The sequence below is a fragment of the Flavobacterium sp. 9 genome, from assembly GCF_002754195.1.
Taxonomy (GTDB): Bacteria; Bacteroidota; Bacteroidia; order Flavobacteriales; family Flavobacteriaceae; genus Flavobacterium.
On record NZ_PEEU01000001.1, the window covers coordinates 2,063,694 to 2,081,593 of the forward strand.

18 protein-coding genes and 1 tRNA gene are annotated in these 17,900 nt (G+C 32.2%); 11 read left to right on the forward strand and 8 right to left on the reverse strand.

Features of this window, described 5'->3' with window-relative positions; translation table 11 throughout:
* The first annotated feature begins 48 nt into the window (after positions 1-48).
* Positions 49-609, forward strand: coding sequence for a YqgE/AlgH family protein (locus tag CLU81_RS08075; RefSeq protein WP_099712704.1), 561 nt, complete (start codon positions 49-51; stop codon positions 607-609).
* On the opposite strand, the gene CLU81_RS08080 is transcribed toward CLU81_RS08075, so the two are convergent.
* A complete protein-coding gene (locus CLU81_RS08080; protein WP_099709351.1) occupies positions 606-1,445 on the reverse strand; it encodes an aminotransferase class IV in 840 nt (279 codons plus the stop codon). The two genes, CLU81_RS08075 and CLU81_RS08080, sit on opposite strands and share 4 nt — an antisense overlap.
* A gap of 54 nt (positions 1,446-1,499) precedes the next feature.
* The gene (locus tag CLU81_RS08085) at positions 1,500-1,892 is read right to left on the reverse strand and encodes an START-like domain-containing protein (protein WP_026984135.1); all 393 of its coding nucleotides are present in this window, start codon (positions 1,890-1,892) and stop codon (positions 1,500-1,502) included.
* Between the two features lie 154 nt (positions 1,893-2,046).
* Here CLU81_RS08085 and CLU81_RS08090 point away from each other — a divergent pair.
* The 6 genes from CLU81_RS08090 to CLU81_RS08115 all read left to right on the forward strand — a co-directional run bounded on the left by CLU81_RS08090 (position 2,047) and on the right by CLU81_RS08115 (position 4,611).
* Positions 2,047-2,120: transfer RNA gene (locus tag CLU81_RS08090), tRNA-Met, on the forward strand.
* Between the two features lie 78 nt (positions 2,121-2,198).
* Positions 2,199-2,432 (forward strand): GIY-YIG nuclease family protein, encoded by a 234-nt coding sequence (locus CLU81_RS08095; protein ID WP_233209780.1) that lies wholly within the window; start codon positions 2,199-2,201, stop codon positions 2,430-2,432.
* Positions 2,433-2,624: 192 nt separating this feature from the next.
* The gene (locus tag CLU81_RS08100; RefSeq protein WP_099709352.1) at positions 2,625-3,269 is read left to right on the forward strand and encodes an SMI1/KNR4 family protein; all 645 of its coding nucleotides are present in this window, start codon (positions 2,625-2,627) and stop codon (positions 3,267-3,269) included.
* A 145-nt stretch (positions 3,270-3,414) separates the two neighbouring features.
* Positions 3,415-3,675, forward strand: a complete 261-nt coding sequence (locus CLU81_RS08105; RefSeq protein WP_099709353.1) for a hypothetical protein — start codon at positions 3,415-3,417, stop codon at positions 3,673-3,675.
* Positions 3,676-3,876: 201 nt separating this feature from the next.
* Entirely contained in the window at positions 3,877-4,065 is a 189-nt protein-coding gene (locus CLU81_RS08110; protein ID WP_144444484.1) for a hypothetical protein, read from the forward strand.
* 129 nt (positions 4,066-4,194) lie between these two features.
* Complete coding sequence (locus CLU81_RS08115) at positions 4,195-4,611, forward strand: helix-turn-helix domain-containing protein (protein ID WP_099709355.1); 417 nt, start codon at positions 4,195-4,197, stop codon at positions 4,609-4,611.
* A 110-nt stretch (positions 4,612-4,721) separates the two neighbouring features.
* On the opposite strand, the gene CLU81_RS08120 is transcribed toward CLU81_RS08115, so the two are convergent.
* The 3 genes from CLU81_RS08120 to CLU81_RS08130 all read right to left on the reverse strand — a co-directional run bounded on the left by CLU81_RS08120 (position 4,722) and on the right by CLU81_RS08130 (position 7,435).
* Positions 4,722-5,783, reverse strand: coding sequence for a hypothetical protein (locus CLU81_RS08120; RefSeq protein ID WP_099709356.1), 1,062 nt, complete (start codon positions 5,781-5,783; stop codon positions 4,722-4,724).
* A 68-nt stretch (positions 5,784-5,851) separates the two neighbouring features.
* Positions 5,852-6,988: an AraC family transcriptional regulator gene (locus tag CLU81_RS08125; RefSeq protein ID WP_099709357.1), complete on the reverse strand. Its 1,137-nt coding sequence runs from the start codon at positions 6,986-6,988 to the stop codon at positions 5,852-5,854.
* 207 nt (positions 6,989-7,195) lie between these two features.
* Entirely contained in the window at positions 7,196-7,435 is a 240-nt protein-coding gene (locus CLU81_RS08130) for a hypothetical protein (protein ID WP_099709358.1), read from the reverse strand.
* A gap of 575 nt (positions 7,436-8,010) precedes the next feature.
* On the opposite strand from CLU81_RS08130, the gene CLU81_RS08135 reads away from it, so the two are divergent.
* The 4 genes from CLU81_RS08135 to CLU81_RS08150 all read left to right on the forward strand — a co-directional run bounded on the left by CLU81_RS08135 (position 8,011) and on the right by CLU81_RS08150 (position 10,377).
* Positions 8,011-8,574, forward strand: a complete 564-nt coding sequence (locus tag CLU81_RS08135) for a DUF6642 family protein (RefSeq protein ID WP_099709359.1) — start codon at positions 8,011-8,013, stop codon at positions 8,572-8,574.
* Between the two features lie 3 nt (positions 8,575-8,577).
* The gene (locus CLU81_RS08140) at positions 8,578-9,492 is read left to right on the forward strand and encodes an AraC family transcriptional regulator (protein WP_099709360.1); all 915 of its coding nucleotides are present in this window, start codon (positions 8,578-8,580) and stop codon (positions 9,490-9,492) included.
* 72 nt (positions 9,493-9,564) lie between these two features.
* Positions 9,565-9,768, forward strand: coding sequence for a hypothetical protein (locus tag CLU81_RS08145; protein ID WP_099709361.1), 204 nt, complete (start codon positions 9,565-9,567; stop codon positions 9,766-9,768).
* Between the two features lie 36 nt (positions 9,769-9,804).
* Positions 9,805-10,377: a pentapeptide repeat-containing protein gene (locus CLU81_RS08150; RefSeq protein ID WP_099709362.1), complete on the forward strand. Its 573-nt coding sequence runs from the start codon at positions 9,805-9,807 to the stop codon at positions 10,375-10,377.
* 320 nt (positions 10,378-10,697) lie between these two features.
* Here the strand turns inward: CLU81_RS08150 and CLU81_RS08160 are convergent, their stop codons facing one another.
* From CLU81_RS08160 to CLU81_RS08170, 3 genes are read right to left on the reverse strand one after another with little or no spacing between them, the layout of a single operon-like run.
* Complete coding sequence (locus tag CLU81_RS08160) at positions 10,698-12,260, reverse strand: DUF5123 domain-containing protein (RefSeq protein ID WP_099712706.1); 1,563 nt, start codon at positions 12,258-12,260, stop codon at positions 10,698-10,700.
* A 34-nt stretch (positions 12,261-12,294) separates the two neighbouring features.
* Positions 12,295-14,088: a RagB/SusD family nutrient uptake outer membrane protein gene (locus CLU81_RS08165; protein WP_099709364.1), complete on the reverse strand. Its 1,794-nt coding sequence runs from the start codon at positions 14,086-14,088 to the stop codon at positions 12,295-12,297.
* 16 nt (positions 14,089-14,104) lie between these two features.
* Positions 14,105-17,338, reverse strand: coding sequence for a TonB-dependent receptor (locus tag CLU81_RS08170; RefSeq protein WP_099709365.1), 3,234 nt, complete (start codon positions 17,336-17,338; stop codon positions 14,105-14,107).
* Between the last annotated feature and the right edge of the window lie 562 nt (positions 17,339-17,900).

Sequence of the window (17,900 nt, forward strand, 5' to 3'; positions counted from 1 at the left end):
TGGGATTTTAAAAATTTTATGATTAAATTTAATAAAAATTGTAGCCGTATGATTTCAGAAAAATTAAAAAAAGGACACCTGCTTATTGCCGAGCCTTCGATAATTGGAGATTTATCATTTAATAGATCGGTAATTTTATTAGCAGACCATAACAAAGAAGGATCTATAGGATTTATCATTAATAAACCACTTAAGTATACTATTAATGATCTAATTCCTGAGATCGATGCTTCTTTCAAGATATATAATGGAGGTCCTGTTGAACAGGATAATCTATATTTCATTCACAATATTCCAGATTTAATCCCGAATAGTGTCGAGATTTCTAATGGGATTTATTGGGGAGGTGATTTCGAATCGACCAAAGACTTAATAAACGACGGATCTATTAGTAAAAATAATATTCGTTTTTTCTTAGGCTATACAGGTTGGGATGAAAATCAACTTGAGAATGAAATGCAAGGAAACTCCTGGATCATTGCTGATAATAGTTACAAAAACAAAATTATAGGAAAATCAACAACCCATTTTTGGAAAGAGCAAATTATTGAGCTCGGTGGAGATTATCTTATATGGTCAAATGCACCTGAAAATCCATATCTGAATTAATTTTCAGAAATGGATTCATTTAGTTTCTGCAATAATAAATGAGCCAGATTACTGGTAAACTCCTTTTTTCGATATTTGGTTATCGGCTGTATTCCCGTGATTACATTGGTAAGAAATAATTCATCTGCTTTTTGAAGATCAAAAGGCGAAATTATTTCTTCCAATACTTCTATGCCTTCAACTTTTTTGGCTAAAGCTAAAATTTGCTTGCGCATTACGCCATTCAAACAACCTTCGGAAATTGGTGGTGTAATTAATTTTTTACCCATAACCATGAATAGATTCCCTTGTAATCCTTCGATAACATTTTTAGTATCGTTTATCAAAAGACAATTTGCCAAAGCATTTTCATGAGCAAAAATACTTCCTGTAACGTTTATCAACTTATTAGTCGTTTTAATCGACGATAATAATTGTTTGGTCACATAGAAATCTTTATACAAATCGACTTCGTATTCACCTGATTTTAAAGCGTAAAGCGTGTTCTCAAGTGATATTGCATTAATTAAATAAGAAACCTCATTAGTTTTTGGCAAATACAATCCGCCATCGTTTCTAAAAACAGTAATTCGTGCTCGCGCTGATGCCGAAAATCCATTTTGCTGAACAAGACTTAAAACTTGCTCTTCCAGAAACTCCATTGTAAAGTTCATTGGAATTTCCATTCTAACAACACGCATTGAAGCCATCAATCGGAAATAATGATCTTCCAGAAACAAGATTTTGTTGTTGATTATTTTTAGTGTTTCAAAAACACCATCTCCATACAAAAAAGCACGATTTTGAGTTAATATATTCTCTTCTCGCTCTACTATGTTTCCGTTAAAATTGATCATAAAAAAACCCTGAATTTTGTTCAGGGCAAATATAAGGTATAAAATAGACTTTTACTAAACAGATCCTATAAGATGTTTCAGGTCTGAGATCTGATTCTCCCACAATTGTTTAGCTTCCCCTACTTCTTCTTTTTCAGCAAAATCGACAACCATTAATGATACATCTTTAGTCAATTCGTCAACTAAAATATGCAATTCAAAAAAGTATTCAGTATCCTTACTGCTTTCGTCTACCCATTTAAATTTTACTTTTTCACCGGTTTTCTTAGAAGCCAAACGCGCTTTTTCCTGCGAGTCATTCCAAATGAAAGTGAAGAATTCGCCTCTTGAATTTACATTGTCTGCAAACCATTCTGACAAACCTGACGGCGTTGATATATACTGATATAATAATTGCGGCGAAGAATTTATAGGAAACTCGATTTCGTAACGTATTTTTGGATCCATGTGCTACTTTTAATTTTTTCGAAATATAAGAATATATGTCCAAAAACAATGCATTTTTAAAAATATTTTTTTTTTCTTCATTTTATTCTTGCAACAATTAATATTATTTCTATCTTTGCACCCGCAATGAGGAACACGGTTCACTTGCAATCTTGGCGAGGTAGCTCAGTTGGTTAGAGCGCAGGATTCATAACCCTGAGGTCACGGGTTCAACTCCCGTCCTCGCTACAAAATAAAAAAACACCACTGAAAAGTTGGTGTTTTTTTCGTTTATATCATTTACAAATAGAAGAATTTGTTGTCTATATACTTTATTCTGAAAGATTTAATAAAAACTACACAGGATTTACTTCTAATTTAATCAAAAGATTCAAGTCTCATAATCATCTTGGAACAAAAGGATATACTCTTAAATTTAGACCGTGGACGGTAATTCATGTTGAATTTTTCTATTCTAAATCTGAGGCAATGAAAAGAGAAAAGTACCTAAAAACAGGAATTGGAAGAGAATTTATTCAAAATCTCATTAATAAATTATAAAACAACAGGATTTATATCCGCCGCGGCGGACACGGGTTCAACTCCCGTCCTCGCTACAAAAATTAAAACCCTTAAACAGAAATGTTTAAGGGTTTTTTATTGCAATTTTGTTTTGAAAACATTAGCTTTAACTCTTCAAACTCAGAAATTAGGTTAAGAAATTGTATCTATTGAATAATTCAAAAACAAATAATGAACGATAAATTGACGATTAGATTAAGTGAAGCTTTTAAATCAAAACTAGATATTTTTGATACTTTCATGAATAATGGAGCAAATGATAAAGAAATCGTTGACTTAGAAAAATCACTAAATCAAATTTTACCAAGCTCATATATCGATTTATTAAAGACATACAACGGCGAAAAAAAATCCGTTGGGCTTATGGGCGGATTTGGATTTTTAGGAACCGAGGAAATAGTACTACAATGGGATTTTTTCAAAACAGCAGAAAGTAACATAGAACCCGATTCTGTTTATCAGAAAGACAAAATAAAGAATGAATTATATTCTGTAAAAAGGATTCCTTTTGCTCATGACGGTTCAGGAAATTTCTTATGCATTGACTACGATCCCGGCGTTGAAGGAAAAAATGGTCAAATTTTATATTTACCAACTGGAGATCCCGAACCCGTTTCGGTTATTGCTGATAATTTTGATGAGTTTCTTTCTTTTTTAATTGATGCCGTTACTACTGAGAAATTAGAATTAACAGATGAAAGAGACGAATGGGATGAAGAAGACTGGGAAAAAGCAGAAATTTATTTCGATGGTACCTGGAGAGATGACTGGACAGATATTGCCGACGAATATAATTTGAAACAAGCTAACAACTAATCGAGGATTATTAAGTCTAATAGAAAAAAATAGTTTTATTTTTGCCTCTTTAATTAAAGAACAATAGTTGCTCTGAAAATTAAAAACAAGACAATAAAAAAGTCATTAAAGCAGCATTCTAGAAACAAAGTAATTTATAAGCAACATGGATATAGTTAAATTTAAAATCACATCAAAAACGATAAAAGTAGAAGTACGAAATTCGAATAACTATGTTTTTAATTTTAATACTGCTTTAGAAATTGAAAAAGAAGATAAAGATGTTTTACTAAGACTTTATCATGCATTAGATCTTCTGTTTAAGAAAGAAACTCCACCTGAAGTGAAAAACTATATTTCGCCAAATCAAACTAATATTCTTGATCAGATTTCTGCTGTTGACGGTTTAGAAGAAGAAGAAAAATAACAACCACATCTAATTTTATACACTCTATAAAATTGTAAAAAATATCTTATAAATTTAATATTTTTTCGAAGCGTTATATCTTTTTTTAAAGTAGATTTGCCATTAAGTTTTTATAAATATAATGGAAGATTTACTTAATTCGTCTTATGACTTCGAACTAGTCGATAGTAATCTGGCAAACATAAAAATATGAGTTTGGAAATGAAAAATATATTAAAAAATCTCATAGCTAAATCTGGAAAAAAGACAGTTGTTTCTTTTGAAAATAAAGACAAAAGAAATTCTTTGGATGAATCTTTTGGGAAGGAAAAAATAGAAATCGCTTCTAAATTCATTGGAAACGATGAAAATTCTATTGCTTTATCTAAAAAGCTAGCAGAAGCTCAATAAAAATAGCGTAAGAAATAAATCACTTTAGCCAAAATCAATTAGCTAAACCATAAAAATGTAACCTACAGCTACAGAAATGTGTTTTACCAAACCATAAAAATTTTAAAGAATTTTAGGTATCTTTGAACTATGAGCACATCAACAAAACCAAATCATATAGGGCGAAAAATTAGCCGTATTCGTGAACTGAAAGACATGAAACAAGAAGCTTTGGCGCAAGCTTTAGGAACTAATCAACAGGCGATTTCGGCGATTGAAAACAGCGAAACTATTGATGACGAAAAACTTATCGCTGTAGCAAAAGCACTTGGAGTTAGTGTTGAAGCTATAAAAAACTTTACCGAAGAAAATATGATTAGTTATTTTAATTCTTTTTACGATAACAGTATTGCTAACGGGCTTGTTAATAATGCAAATCATTGCACTTTCAATCCTTTAGATAAACTTGTGGAATCTTTTGAAGAAAATAAAAAACTTTACGAACGTTTATTACAAGCTGAAAAAGATAAAGTCGAATTTTTAGAAAAATTATTAAAAGACAAATAATATTGTTTTCTAAATTATTCTCATAAAAAAAATGCGCAAATGTTTCTGACTTTGCGCATTTTTTTATTCACTTAAGTTTCAATTTACTGAATGTCTTTCGCCAAAAACAATTATTTATTTAATTGCATTTCGAGTGTTTCGCCATTCATTTTTCCTTTTAAAAACATCTGATCATTTCTTCTGATCAATTTACCTTTAAAATTATCTAATTTATCAGATGGATATCGCCAACGAATCCTGATAGAATCATTTTTTTCGTTAAGAAAATAGGTTCCAATATATCTGTATCTCCAGTCATTAAAATCGAATGCAATTTCATCTTCAAGATCCATATAAACAGTTGTCAACACGCTATCTTTTGGACTTTTTGCTTTTAGTGCCACATTATCAATTTTTAAATTTTGGACTTGATATTTTCCAGTTAGTTGCGGATGTTTGTCCGGATAATTATAAATGAAATGAAAAAAAAGTGGCCAAATAAACAATGATACTCTATATATGTTTTTATAATAATTAGGGATATTTACACTTTTAGTTCCTTGTAAAGGCTGAAAAATAAAATCGATTAACCTTTTTGAATCCTGAGATAAAAAATAAAATACTCCCAACAATAATATTATGCCATGTGATAATGGTCCCAACGGCATTTGATAAAAAATATCAAGGCACGTTATAAAAACCAACATAGGAACTGCCAGTATCAATCCAAAAAGTCTAGTTCTTGAAAAAAGTAAAAGCACCGCAGTCAAAATTTGCAATAAGGCTATAAAAACGGTAAAAGGATACGAATATTTGAAGAATGCCCAAACCAGAGTTTCTCCGGATAAACTACTAAATGGTGTGTCGAGTATCCCTAACGGAACGATCATTTGCAATCCTTCAATTTTATGAAAACCAAACATTATTAAATCCAGAGACATCGCATAGATAATCCGATGCTCTAATCTTGTTTTCAGATCGCTGCCATTTATCCCCTTTTCTTTTTCCATCGAATGCCAAACAAAGGGCAAAATCAATGCTGCAATCAAAAATAAAACTGTTATACCAAGTAAAAAAGGAGGCGGAATCCAAGGAGAAAAATACTTAGTTGATAATCGTAAAAAGGTCGCACCGACAACCAAACCAAAGCATAAACCTAACCAAATTTTGTTTTTTAAAGATGTTGAATACATAATCTTGCTGTTTAAATTCTCAGCAAAAAAACGTCTTCTTAAGTCTTGAGTCGTCCTGATGTACCCATTCAGACCTCTTTTGGGTTATTTTTTTTCACGTACTCACTTGGCGTAAGTCCTGTTGTTTTCTTGAAGGCATTATTAAAAGTTGACTTTGATGTAAATCCAGCCTCATAAGCGATACCCAGAATTGTTAAATGACTGTATTGTTTTTGTGTCAACATTTCTTTAACTTTTTCAATCCTGTAATTATTGATTAAGGCATAGAAATTCATATTGTAACTATTATTAATCATGAAAGACATATCATTCATCGAAATTCCGACTTTGTCTGCAAGTGAAGCCAAATTAATCTCAGAATCTGTAAACACCTCATCATGTTCTAATAGATTGTTCAAAATTGACTTGTATTTTGATAATTCTTCTTCATTAAGTCGAGATGCAGGTTTTTCGGTTTGAAACCTAATATTGGGATATATAATATTTTCAAGTACAATGTTTTCATTTTTATCAGTAAAAAAAACTTCTTTTTGTCTCAAAAGATTATAAACCATAAATAGTGTAAATACTAAGTACAAATAGGTACTGACGGAACTAAGGAAGCTGGTTTCCTCTATTTTCATTATCAGAAACAGAACAATTATAAAAAGCATCCATATCAATATACTTTGCAGCCATTTTAAATCTCTTTCTTTTTTCTGAGATGAAAACAACAATACACCTTTTCTATGTTTTTTTAATAATTGATAAGACAAAATCCAATAAACGATTAATTGAACCGGCAATACCAAACGCATCAAACCTCCCAAAATACGACTGAAACTTTCACCAATTAAATCAGAAGTATTTCCCAGCGAAAGAAAATATGGGATAGATATCAAAAGAATAAAAACTAAAGCTGGTATAAAATGCAGCATTATTTTTCCAATACTTATTTTACTCAAATGTGTATAATACCAAATGCTTAAATAAAAACTTGGAGCCACAACAAAGCGAGATAATTCAGAAACCGGAATGATATACGGGAATTTTACATCAAAACCTTCTTGCCAGATTATTTTACTCAACAATGCAAAACCGAATGATACTAGAAAAATGCCAAACCAAAAATTTCCTTTTTTATTAAACGGTAAATAAAAAATTGCCAGCATGCCTATTAGAAAGCAAATTGCAACTGAAAATGAGTTAATAATAATCTCCGGCATCTAATTGATTTTTAATTTTATTAACCAAATGTAAAATTTTAGACCTGATTTTAAATAGATCACTTTTACAAATTCACACTAATTATCGAATTATTTTATTTCCACACAAAAAACAAACCCTTAATCATCTTAATGACTAAGGGTTTATTTTTAACTATTTTAGAGATTGTAAACAAATCATTTCATCGCAAAATATCTATTTGCTTTCTAGCCTTTTCTGATTAAATAAATCAGGATTTCGTCTTCTAGTTCTTTTGACAAATTTTCATATTCTAATTTATGCTGAAAGTGTTTTTCGAACTTTTTCTTATACTTTTCTGTTTTCAATTTGCTATTACAATAATCATCGCAAATCCCTTTGAATTTGTCATCTACCAAATATAAAATCTTTAAGGATTCTATATATTCTATGAATTTCACATTATATAACTCTTTAGGAACAGCCATAGCATATAATTTTATAAAATAAATTGAATTCAAAACCACTAAATCGTAAAAATGAAAAACAATAAATCGACCGCTTAAACTCTTGCTCACAGAAAACCAAACAATACGCTATTTGTTTCTTTTATGGAATAAAACTGCATAAAAAATACTTGTATAAAATTAAGTCATATTGAAATTTAAAAAAGCAATTTGCAATTCAACTCGGTTTCATATTATAAAATGAAACCTGAAAATTGTTTATTTTTTTAAATGCAACATCAAAATCATTAGAAAAAATCAGCAATGTTTAAAATTGTGGGCAATAAAAAAGAATCTCCTAAAATAAAGAATAGCCTTACATTAAATTACCTTTATAAGAATATCATATATTTTGATACTTCTAACTTTCAAAAAAAAGCTTTTTCTAATTTTAATATAGAAATGATTTGCTCTGAAAATTGACTCTTTATTCTTTAAACTAATGTCAAAAATGAGTTAAAATATTCTACAGATTATAGTTTTCTCACAATAAAAAATACTTTTGTCAGACTAAAAAAGCCTCAAATCATTTATATCTAATCTCAATATTTGCTGATATGGATAATGAAAAATTTATTTTCTGCCTGGAAGGTGTTCCTGATGTCGATACACACGTTACCACTCTAGTCGTAAAAAACTTAGAAGAAATAGCAATCGATCAGGGTATTTCCAGCATTTATAAAACCTGCGATACTATTGAAGGTCTCGAAGAAAGCCTGAATGTACTGCTCTATGAAGATCATAATTTTAAGGATTATGAAATCATATATTTAGTAATGCCAGGCGAACCCAATAATATTTGTCTTCATGATTATTATTACAGTTTACAAGAAATTGCAGAATTATTCGAGGGTAAAATGAAAGGCAAAATCATTCATTTTGCCAATTTAAAGGTTTTGGATTTAAATGATGATGAAGCTCAATATTTTCTGGATATTACCGGCGCGCGAGCAATTTCAGGTTATGGTTCCTCTTATAATAAGATAGCAAGCTCCAGCACGATCGACAAAGCTTTTTTTAGTTTATATCAGGAAAATGACGACATTACCGAAGTGGTCGAAGAATTGTATCAAAAACATTATGCTTTGTGCAAATTGCTCGATTTTAGATTGTACTATTAGAATATGGAAACAAACGAAAAAATAAAAACATATGGCGCTAAAGGATTTCGTGAAAAGTTTCTTGGTTTAGAAAATCCAATTCATAAACTTTTCAAAACAAATTCAGATCATTTTTTTTGTTTGAAAATGGAAGAAATAATGCAGCTTCAATATCCTGTTCCGCCTTCGAAACATGATTGCCATACTTTAATTTTTATTACTTCGGGAACGCATATTATAAAATTAGGTTTTGAGGAATGTCAGACTAATAAAAACGAAATCATTGTGGTTCCGGCTGGTCAGATTTTTTCGATTGATCACATTAATAGCAAACATAGTGGTTTTATTTGTCAATTTCATCCGGATGTTTTAATTGGCAAATATGGAAATCGTGACATAATAAATGATTTTGGTTTTCTGAAAATCTCTGGAAATCCCAAAATTATTGTTTCCGAAAAAGATGCTCCTTTTATCAATAATATATTAACGCGTCTCGAGGCAGAATACCTTGAAGCCGAAACGATAAATCTAGATCTGATACAAACTTATTTAGTGACTTTGTTTTGCGAAATGAATAGAAACACTGTCAAAATTCCTAAGGAAGGAACCGCAGCCGAAGTTCTTTCTGCAAAATTCAAAGAGCTTATTTACCCAAATATTAAAATAAACCATCAGGTAAATTATTATGCTTCAATGCTCAATGTTACACCGAATCATTTGAATAAATCGGTTAAGGCAACAACAGGCAAATCTGCAACGACTTGGATTGATGAGACCATTTTACTCGAAGCCAAATATTTACTGTATCAAACTACTCTTTCGATAAGCGAAATAGCAATGATGGTTGGACATGAGGATCAATCTTACTTTAGTCGTTTCTTTAAAAAGCACGAAGCAATCAGCCCGGTTCAATATCGAAAAATGATTGATAAGTCCTAATTATTGATTATAGAATCCTACCAACTCCTAAAGCATTTATGGAAATTTGCCCTGTAAAAAAATGAGCAAATTATGATTTATGTTTTTAAAACCTCCGTTGATACAAAATCTAAATTAGAGCTAGCAACTACAGTTCTTAATGAGGTATTGACTGATAATACTATTTGGAATTTTGATCTGGAAGACTGCGATAATATTTTGAGAATCGACAGCGAAAAGGAAATAACGGAAAGCATGTTACAAAATGACATTTTTGATTGCGTCGAATTAGAATAACCCTTTTTGGTCCCAAACCAACCTCAACTCAGTATTATGGAAACTGCACTACATCAAAACAAGACTTTTGACACCATTGATTATTCTGATCAAAAATTATCTGATAATGAATTTATAAACTGCGAGTTCATCAATTGCAATTTTTCGAAAAGCGATTTTAGCTACATTGACTTTTTAGATTGTACGTTTAAAAACTGCAATCTTTCTTTAGCGAGTTTAAAAAGTACTGGTTTAAAAAACATTAAATTCATTGATTGTAAATTAATGGGACTCGATTTCAGCTCGAGCAATAGTTTTTTGTTTGCGATGAATTTTCAGGATTGTCTGCTTGATTATTCGACTTTCATTTATAAAAAATTAAAGAAAACAAACTTCATTGATTGTTCTTTAAAAGATGTAGATTTTTCTAATACCGATTTGTCTCTGGCAATTTTTAAAAATTGTGACCTTTCAAATGCTACTTTTATGGACTGCATTTTAGAGAAAACAGATTTCAGATCTTCCCGCAACTATGCTTTTGATCCTTCTGAAAACAAAATCAAAAGAACAAAAGTTTCTAATTCGGCGCTTGCGGGATTACTTGAAAAATTTGATTTAGATATTGAGTGAAATGGCATGGCACGCGGATGACACGGATTCACTTCGTGAAAACGCGGATTTATGCGGATTTTTTATTCTTGTTGTTTTACTCAAAACCTTTGTCAAAGTTTTAAACTTTGACAAAGGTCGGTTGGCAATAGTTGATCGCAAGTTTTTTTCCAAAGTTTTGGGATCGCTCAGTCTGACAAAAAAAGCATATAAAAAAATCCGCGTTTTCACGAAGTGAATCCGTGTCATCCGCGTGCAATTTATACACACCAACAAAAACACAAAAGAGGGATACAAAAATTGCATCCCTCTCTTTCTATAAAAACTAACCGTAGAAAAATCTATTTTATCCAATTTGGATCTCCAATTGCATTGTCTTTTAAAGTTTGGTTTCCAATTGTGAAATCTCCATTTGCTGCATCTTTAAATTGAGGATTTGCAGTAGTTCCGGAAGCATCAATTTTATTATTTGTAATTGAAGCATCCATAAAACCTGGCGCCTGATAATAGTAGTTTTTATTAAACACCGGTAAATCTGTGCCTGCCTGATTAGTATAAATTGCTGTTGTTGACGCAATCAAAGTGTTTCTTACTATTGACTTATTTGATGCAAAACGAAGATATAAGATTCTTTTTGGTGTCGAATTATTGGATACATTATAAAGTGTACAACTGTCAATTAATACGTTTGTTGTTAATCCCGTTCCTGAAAAACCATTAGGAGAAGCGACCGCATCAACACGAACAAAATCACGTCCTACTGAACAAGTATTAAACGTACTGTTTTTGACCACTATGTTTGCTACGTAAGTATTTCTGAAATCTATAAAATCTGCTTTTGCATTGGTATTTACATTTTTTACAGTAGTATTTTCTACAGTAAATGAAGTTACTTTTGAAGTTGCAGCATTTCCATACACTAAGGCTCGTAAATAATCATGAATAGTACAACCACTGATTAAAATATCGCCATAAGTAGTATTGGTGCCTGAAACAGTAATAAAATTAGTATCTCCAATAGTTGTTCCTTCAACATCCAGATCAATTAATGAAAGATTTCCTGTGCCGGCAGTAAGCGTAAACCTTACATGCAATAACGGTTTATCGCCTGCACGCAATCCTCTTATAGTAATTGCTTTATTTAATACAATTTCATCTTTGAATACCTGATAATCTCCAGGCATCAATACTAATATTGAACCTGCAGGCGCTGCGGCAATAGCAGCATTTAAATCATCTGTGGGCTTAACTAAAATACCTGCTCCTATATCAATTCCGGTTTTAAAAGTTCTAAGTCCTCTTTTTTTAGTTCCGTTAAGCAAAGTAGCCGTGTAATCAGTTTCTCCAGTTAATCTTGTTACAACTGCAACTCCCGCTGTTTTTTCTGCCGGTGTTATTGTATGAGTAATTCCGCCCGGAGCAACTGTGATTTGTGTTACAGCACTATTTGGAGTCCATCTTAAAGTAACTTGTGTCGCCTCAACATCAACATCTTCAACGGCAAATAAAATTTGCTCGGTCAATGTTTTTGCCGTAACAACAGACCACTTAGAATCTGCTAATCCTGCTGCACTTACTCCTTTTACTCTGATTGAATAAACTGTTTCTCCTTCTAACGCAATTGTTACAGGAAGTTCTGTAGGCAATACATTTACTGTTTTATAAATTGTTTTAAAATCAGCATCATCTGCACTAAATTCTACTACATAATGATCTACATCGTTTTTTACTGTCCAGTTTAATTCTACTGATGTTTGATTTCTAACTACGGCTTTAAGTTCTATTGGAGAAAATACTCTATTGGCTCCTATATCATCCAATACTGCTTCATTGTAACTTTCGCAACCGGCAACTATCAATAAAAACATAGCCAGCAATCCTTTAAATATGTATTTTGCTTTCATAATTATATAACTATAATTTGTTTGTTGATTTTTATTAGTTTCCAAGAACCCAGTCATTTACTAATTGACCATTGCTATTGTCAATAAATGTTTGCCAGATTGGCCAAAATTGTCTTTTATCAGGATCAATACCGGTTTTGTACAAAGTTGTTATTTTATTGTCTTCCAATTTATCCCAGGCTTTTGAAGTATAACCTACCGGAATCTGAATTTCACCTCGGTTTAAACCATAAATATCCAATGTAATTTCATCATCTTTATATTTGTAATACAAAGTCGAAGGCACATCCTGATAATTACCTGTACGAGATTTCAAATCCGCCATTTTAATTTTAGCTTCGTCTAATTTTGTTTTTAATAAATTCCATCTGATAAGAGAATATTTACGTTCCATTTCACCTGTAAATTCATATTTATTTTCTTCGACAATAGCATTCATCATTGCTGCTTTACTTGTCAATGCGTCTACATAAGCATCTACTTTTACGGCCTGATTTGCTGCAGCAAAAGCTCTACGGCGAATTTCTTTTAAATAAACTGCAGCCGCTCCAGGACCTTCTAATTCGTTAGCAGCTTCGGCAGCAATTAAAAGCACTTCGGCATAACGCATATATATTTTATTTAAACCATCGTCATTTGGTGCCGTAACGATTCGGTTCATCCATTCAAAACGGTATTTCCCAAAATACCAAGTCTGTAAATCTGTAAGTTCCTGCTTTGCTTTACCATTTACTGCAGTTCCCCATTTATAAGGAACACAGGTAACATCTCTGCGGGTATCTGCCTGATCATAATCATAGAAAACAAATGGCAATGGTCCGTTAACTCCACCTTTGCTTGGTCCCATTTGTTGAAACTGATCTGCAGTATCATGTTTTACTGCCAAAGTAAAAAGCATTCTTCCTCGTGTATCTGCAAAAGGAATTTCCCAAAGAGATTCTCCTCCGGCCGTTACAATTTCCTGATTGTATTTTTTCCATAATCCTTCAAAAGTTGGCTCTAAATGCGCAGAACCACTAGCAATAACTGATCGACATTCATCTAATGCCAATCTGTACATTTTTACTACTGAAAGCTCCGGATCCGTGCTTCGTCTTACTCCATCAGGATATTGCTGATATCCACTTGCCATCATTGCCAGACGAGCTCTAAAACTTTTCACAAAAGCCTTATTTATACGTTCTGTACTATTTGTTGCCGCAGTTTCGTTTGGCCAACCAACCAAAGTTGAAGCTTCGGCTAAATCTGCGATCAATTGCTTGTAAGTTTCGTCGCGATTTGTTTTAGGTATATAAATAGTTGAAGTAACAACAGGAACAAAACGAGTAGGTACATCTCCCCAGTTTCTAAGCAAATCAGCATAATAAATAGCGCGTAATGTTAATGCTTCCCCTAGCAATTGTGCTAGTTCCTTATTAGATTTTATATTGCCATAGGTACGTAAACCTCTAATACACAAATTTGCACGTTCAATTCCTTCATACATCATTGCCCAGGCATTTTTTGGCGAGTTCATTTCTGTATTATCAGGTCTGGCATTATATACTGCTAAATCAGATTTAGCGCCTTCACTAGACGATGTTAAGAGCCACTCTGCATCTGTATTTAATCCCTGATAAGCTAAAAGCCTTCCCCTATAGGATTGCTCTTCTCCAAATGAGACTTTTATTCCATCAACAGCACCTTGTGCCAATTCAGCATTAGAAAATATAATCTCGTCTCCTAATGTTGATTGTGCAGGAGTATCAAAGAAATCTTCACCAAAATCCTGACACGAAGTCAATAAACCTGAGATAATTAATCCTGCTATTATTACTTTATATTTCATTTTGATAAATTTTAAATTAGAAATTAAGGTTTAAACCAAAAACCAATTGTCTGCTGCGTGGATATGCTGAATAATCGACGCCAGGCGTTAACGGTGTTTTTCTTTTTGTTGACACCTCAGGATCAGGACCGGAATAATTTGTAATTATAAAAACATTAGTTGCTGTAAAATAGAATCTTAACTTGCTTACTCCCAGTTTAGATGTCAATGCTTCTAGTGTAGAATATCCTAAAGTCAAAGTATTTAACCTAAAGAACGAACCATCTTCTACGGCCCAGTCTGTAAACATGAATTTTTGCATATATGGAGACCACATTGTCGTGTTAGCATTTAAAGCTGCCAAATCAGTAGGATTTGTCACTAACTGTCCCGAAGCAGGATCAAGATTTGTCCATCTCTTACCATCGGCCATTTCAGTACTTAAATTCTTGTATTGACCGTTTCTGTTTGCTGTCGAAAATTCGGCTTTGTTTGCATTGTAGATATCATTGCCAATTGTCCAGTTGAAAGCCGCAGAAAGATCAAAACCATAAGCATTAGCATTAATAACCAAACCTCCTGTACTTTTAGGATTAGCATTACCTATAATTGTTTGATCTGACGCTGTAACTTTGTTATCTGCAGAGCCATCGGTATTTTTTAACTTCATCATTCCTGGTTGTACAGCACTACCCAAAACACTAGTTGCATCTACTACTCCGGCTTTTAAAGTATATTTTCCTCCAACATAATCAAAGTCCGAAACTTCATATCGTCCCGCGCTTTGATAACCGTACATTAATCCCATTGGAGAACCTGCATTTACCGCATAATCATTACCAATATCAGTTGATGCCCAATTGGTATTTACACCAAAATTATCCATTACGCCAAGAGAATTGATTTTGTTTTTGTTAATACCAACATTCACAGAAAAATTTAAACCAAAATTCTTTCTTTCGAATGCTATAAAATTCACAGTAGCTTCAAAACCGGTATTTTGTGTTTCACCCATATTTCTATATTGAGTTTTATATCCTGTACCTCCTACCGGAAATTCTATTAACAAATCGTGAGTTACATTTTTATACGCATCGAAAGTTCCATTTAAGCGATTTTTAAAAAAACCAAAATCAAGACCAATATTTTGTGTAACAGTAGTTTCCCATTTAAGATCTGGATTTGCCAAAACACTTGACGGAGCCCAGTAACTGCCAAAACCATCTATAAAAGAGTTAGTGCTGGACATATAACTCTGAACTGTTTGTCCTACCGGAATATTATTATTACCAGCTTCACCATAACTTAGTCTCAACTTAAGAAGACTTAACCATGAAGTATTTTTCAGGAAACTTTCTTCAGAAATCTTCCAGGCGGCTGCTGCTGCCGGGAAATATCCCCAACGATTGTCTCCCAAAAATCTGCTTGAACCGTCTGCACGAAAAGAAGCTGTCAATAAATAACGGTCTTTAAAATCATAATTTACACGTCCAAAAAATGACAATAATTTATCATCAGGGCTGTAAAAATTATCTACTGAAAATGGTGTTCCCTGAGTTGTCAATTTCATTGCATCATCCAAATCAAAGAAATCAGGATACTTTAACATTGTTGTAGTAACATTGTTTGATGTAGTAGTAATCATTTCTTCTCCCAAAAGAGCTGTTAAATGATGATTTACTCCCAGAAGATTTTTAAAATCATAATTTAAGGTATTGGCATTTCTAAAACGCACATCTTTACGATCGCTCATTACCATAGCCGGTTTTCCTGCTCCAACTTTTGCAGTACTTGAAAAATAAGTAGAAGAACCATAGAAACGATAATCCGAATAATTATAATTATCCAATCCCAAGTCACTTTGAAATTTTAAATTTTGAGCAAGTTTCCATCCAAAGCTTCCTAATAAATTATAATTCTTTTTAGTTTGCTGGCGTGCATTATCTGATATTGCCAAAAAAGGATTCACTAAATAACTGTTCACACTTTGATCATCATTATCTGTCGTCAATCCCGGCATTGGAATTGGAGAATATCCAACACTATGACGCAAACGACTATCGAGTGATGAAACTTCGTTTTGTTCATTTACACCACCTCCATTTATTTCTGTATCAGAATAGCGAACTGTAAAAGCAAGATCAATTTTGTCACTTGCTTTGTTTTTCAATGCCAGTGACAAGTTATTTCTTTTAAAATCTGACCCAACCATAATTGCTTTTTCATCATAATAAGCATAATTAAAGTTGTAGCTTATCTTTTCGGTTCCTCCACGAATCCCTAAATCACGGCTATTTACTTCGCCACGACGACCATAGATTTGCTTTTGCCAGTCAGTTCCTTTTACTCCGTTGTATAAATCGCGATCCTGCCAGTTACCAAAATACTTCGTATAAGAATTTGGATTACTTAAAATAGTTTTATCTGTTTGACTAAGTAATGCATATTCATATTGCCACTTTACAAAATCATCAACAGGCAGAACATCTATATCATTTGCCATTGTTTTCATGCCGTAAAACATATTAAAACTAATAGCCATTTTTCCGTCTTTACCAGTCTTAGTTGTAATAATAATAACTCCGTTTGCTCCCCTGGAACCATAGATTGCTGTTGAAGAAGCGTCTTTTAGTACCGTCATCGATTCAACATTTGAGGAAGCAATATCACTCATACTATTAACCGGAAAACCATCAACTATTATTAGAGGTGAAGCATCTTGTGTTAATGATCCACCACCACGAACTCTAATTTTAATATCTGCATCAGGAGAACCTTCACTTGAAGTAACCTGAACTCCGGCTATTCTTCCCGTTAAAGCTTCAGCAATATTAGAAACCGGAATTTTCTTTAGTTCATTTCCTGAAATTGAAGAAACAGCACCGGTCAAATCTGATTTTTTTACTGATCCATACCCAACAACAACTACTTCATTTAATGCATGTGAATCTTCGCTTAAATTAACATCCAATTTATTTTTACCTGCAACGGCTATCTCTTTTGTTTGGAATCCTATAAATGAAAAACTCAATACTGCTTTAGGATTCGTTAGTTTTATTTTATAATGTCCGTCAAAATCAGTAGAAGCGCTATTTTTAGTTCCTTTCTCAACGATATTAACACCTGGTAAAGTCAATCCGGCAGCATCTTTAACAGTACCTTCCAGCGTTATATTTTGTGCGCTGATACGATTGCTCGTCAGGAGGCACAATAAGAAAACAACTGCAAAAGAACAATTTGCTCCTTTTTTAAATAAATCTTTAAAATTCATGGTTAATTGTTTAAATTATTAATTGGTTTTTTAGTTTAGCTCGTCCATTTAATCTATTCTTAATACTTTTTCGATTCAGAATAAAACTTTATCTGTCTTACAATTTCGAAGTATTTCCCTTATTTTTCGGGCTTTTCCGATTTCCAACTATAACGTTTGAAATAATATGTAATCGATTACACAAACATAGATATTTTTTTTATATAAAAAATTAATTTTCCTAAAAATTTCCTAAATAAAATTATATATGAAAAATAAAGGCGGTTTTTTCTACTACATGTGCAATTTATAAGACTAATAAATAGTAAATATATTATTGTAGAATTTACACTTACTTTGACTTTTTCATAAAAAATAATCGATTACATATTTGAATATTGCAAAATTATTAATTGTAAGAAACATGCTTGAGGAATTAAAAACCAAGAATTATTGTAAGAACAAAAAGCAACTTTTAAGAAGAGAAGACAAAACAATAAACCAAATTAAAACCAATCATTATTAAGCACAAAAAAGCCCTTAAACCAATTTAGGCTTAAGGGCTTTTTTACATTATAAAGTA

Bases quoted from the DNA above. Each gene is read 5' to 3' on its own strand.
- CLU81_RS08160 (WP_099712706.1), bottom strand. From the start codon at position 12,260: ATGAAAGCAAAATACATATTTAAAGGATTGCTGGCTATGTTTTTATTG.
- CLU81_RS08080 (WP_099709351.1), bottom strand. From the start codon at position 1,445: ATGATCAATTTTAACGGAAACATAGTAGAGCGAGAAGAGAATATATTA.
- CLU81_RS08135 (WP_099709359.1), top strand. From the start codon at position 8,011: ATGGATAATGAAAAATTTATTTTCTGCCTGGAAGGTGTTCCTGATGTC.
- CLU81_RS08130 (WP_099709358.1), bottom strand. From the start codon at position 7,435: ATGGCTGTTCCTAAAGAGTTATATAATGTGAAATTCATAGAATATATA.
- CLU81_RS08140 (WP_099709360.1), top strand. From the start codon at position 8,578: ATGGAAACAAACGAAAAAATAAAAACATATGGCGCTAAAGGATTTCGT.
- CLU81_RS08075 (WP_099712704.1), top strand. From the start codon at position 49: ATGATTTCAGAAAAATTAAAAAAAGGACACCTGCTTATTGCCGAGCCT.
- CLU81_RS08100 (WP_099709352.1), top strand. From the start codon at position 2,625: ATGAACGATAAATTGACGATTAGATTAAGTGAAGCTTTTAAATCAAAA.
- CLU81_RS08170 (WP_099709365.1), bottom strand. From the start codon at position 17,338: ATGAATTTTAAAGATTTATTTAAAAAAGGAGCAAATTGTTCTTTTGCA.
- CLU81_RS08145 (WP_099709361.1), top strand. From the start codon at position 9,565: ATGATTTATGTTTTTAAAACCTCCGTTGATACAAAATCTAAATTAGAG.
- CLU81_RS08110 (WP_144444484.1), top strand. From the start codon at position 3,877: ATGAAAAATATATTAAAAAATCTCATAGCTAAATCTGGAAAAAAGACA.
- CLU81_RS08120 (WP_099709356.1), bottom strand. From the start codon at position 5,783: ATGTATTCAACATCTTTAAAAAACAAAATTTGGTTAGGTTTATGCTTT.
- CLU81_RS08105 (WP_099709353.1), top strand. From the start codon at position 3,415: ATGGATATAGTTAAATTTAAAATCACATCAAAAACGATAAAAGTAGAA.
- CLU81_RS08165 (WP_099709364.1), bottom strand. From the start codon at position 14,088: ATGAAATATAAAGTAATAATAGCAGGATTAATTATCTCAGGTTTATTG.
- CLU81_RS08150 (WP_099709362.1), top strand. From the start codon at position 9,805: ATGGAAACTGCACTACATCAAAACAAGACTTTTGACACCATTGATTAT.
- CLU81_RS08085 (WP_026984135.1), bottom strand. From the start codon at position 1,892: ATGGATCCAAAAATACGTTACGAAATCGAGTTTCCTATAAATTCTTCG.
- CLU81_RS08125 (WP_099709357.1), bottom strand. From the start codon at position 6,988: ATGCCGGAGATTATTATTAACTCATTTTCAGTTGCAATTTGCTTTCTA.
- CLU81_RS08115 (WP_099709355.1), top strand. From the start codon at position 4,195: ATGAGCACATCAACAAAACCAAATCATATAGGGCGAAAAATTAGCCGT.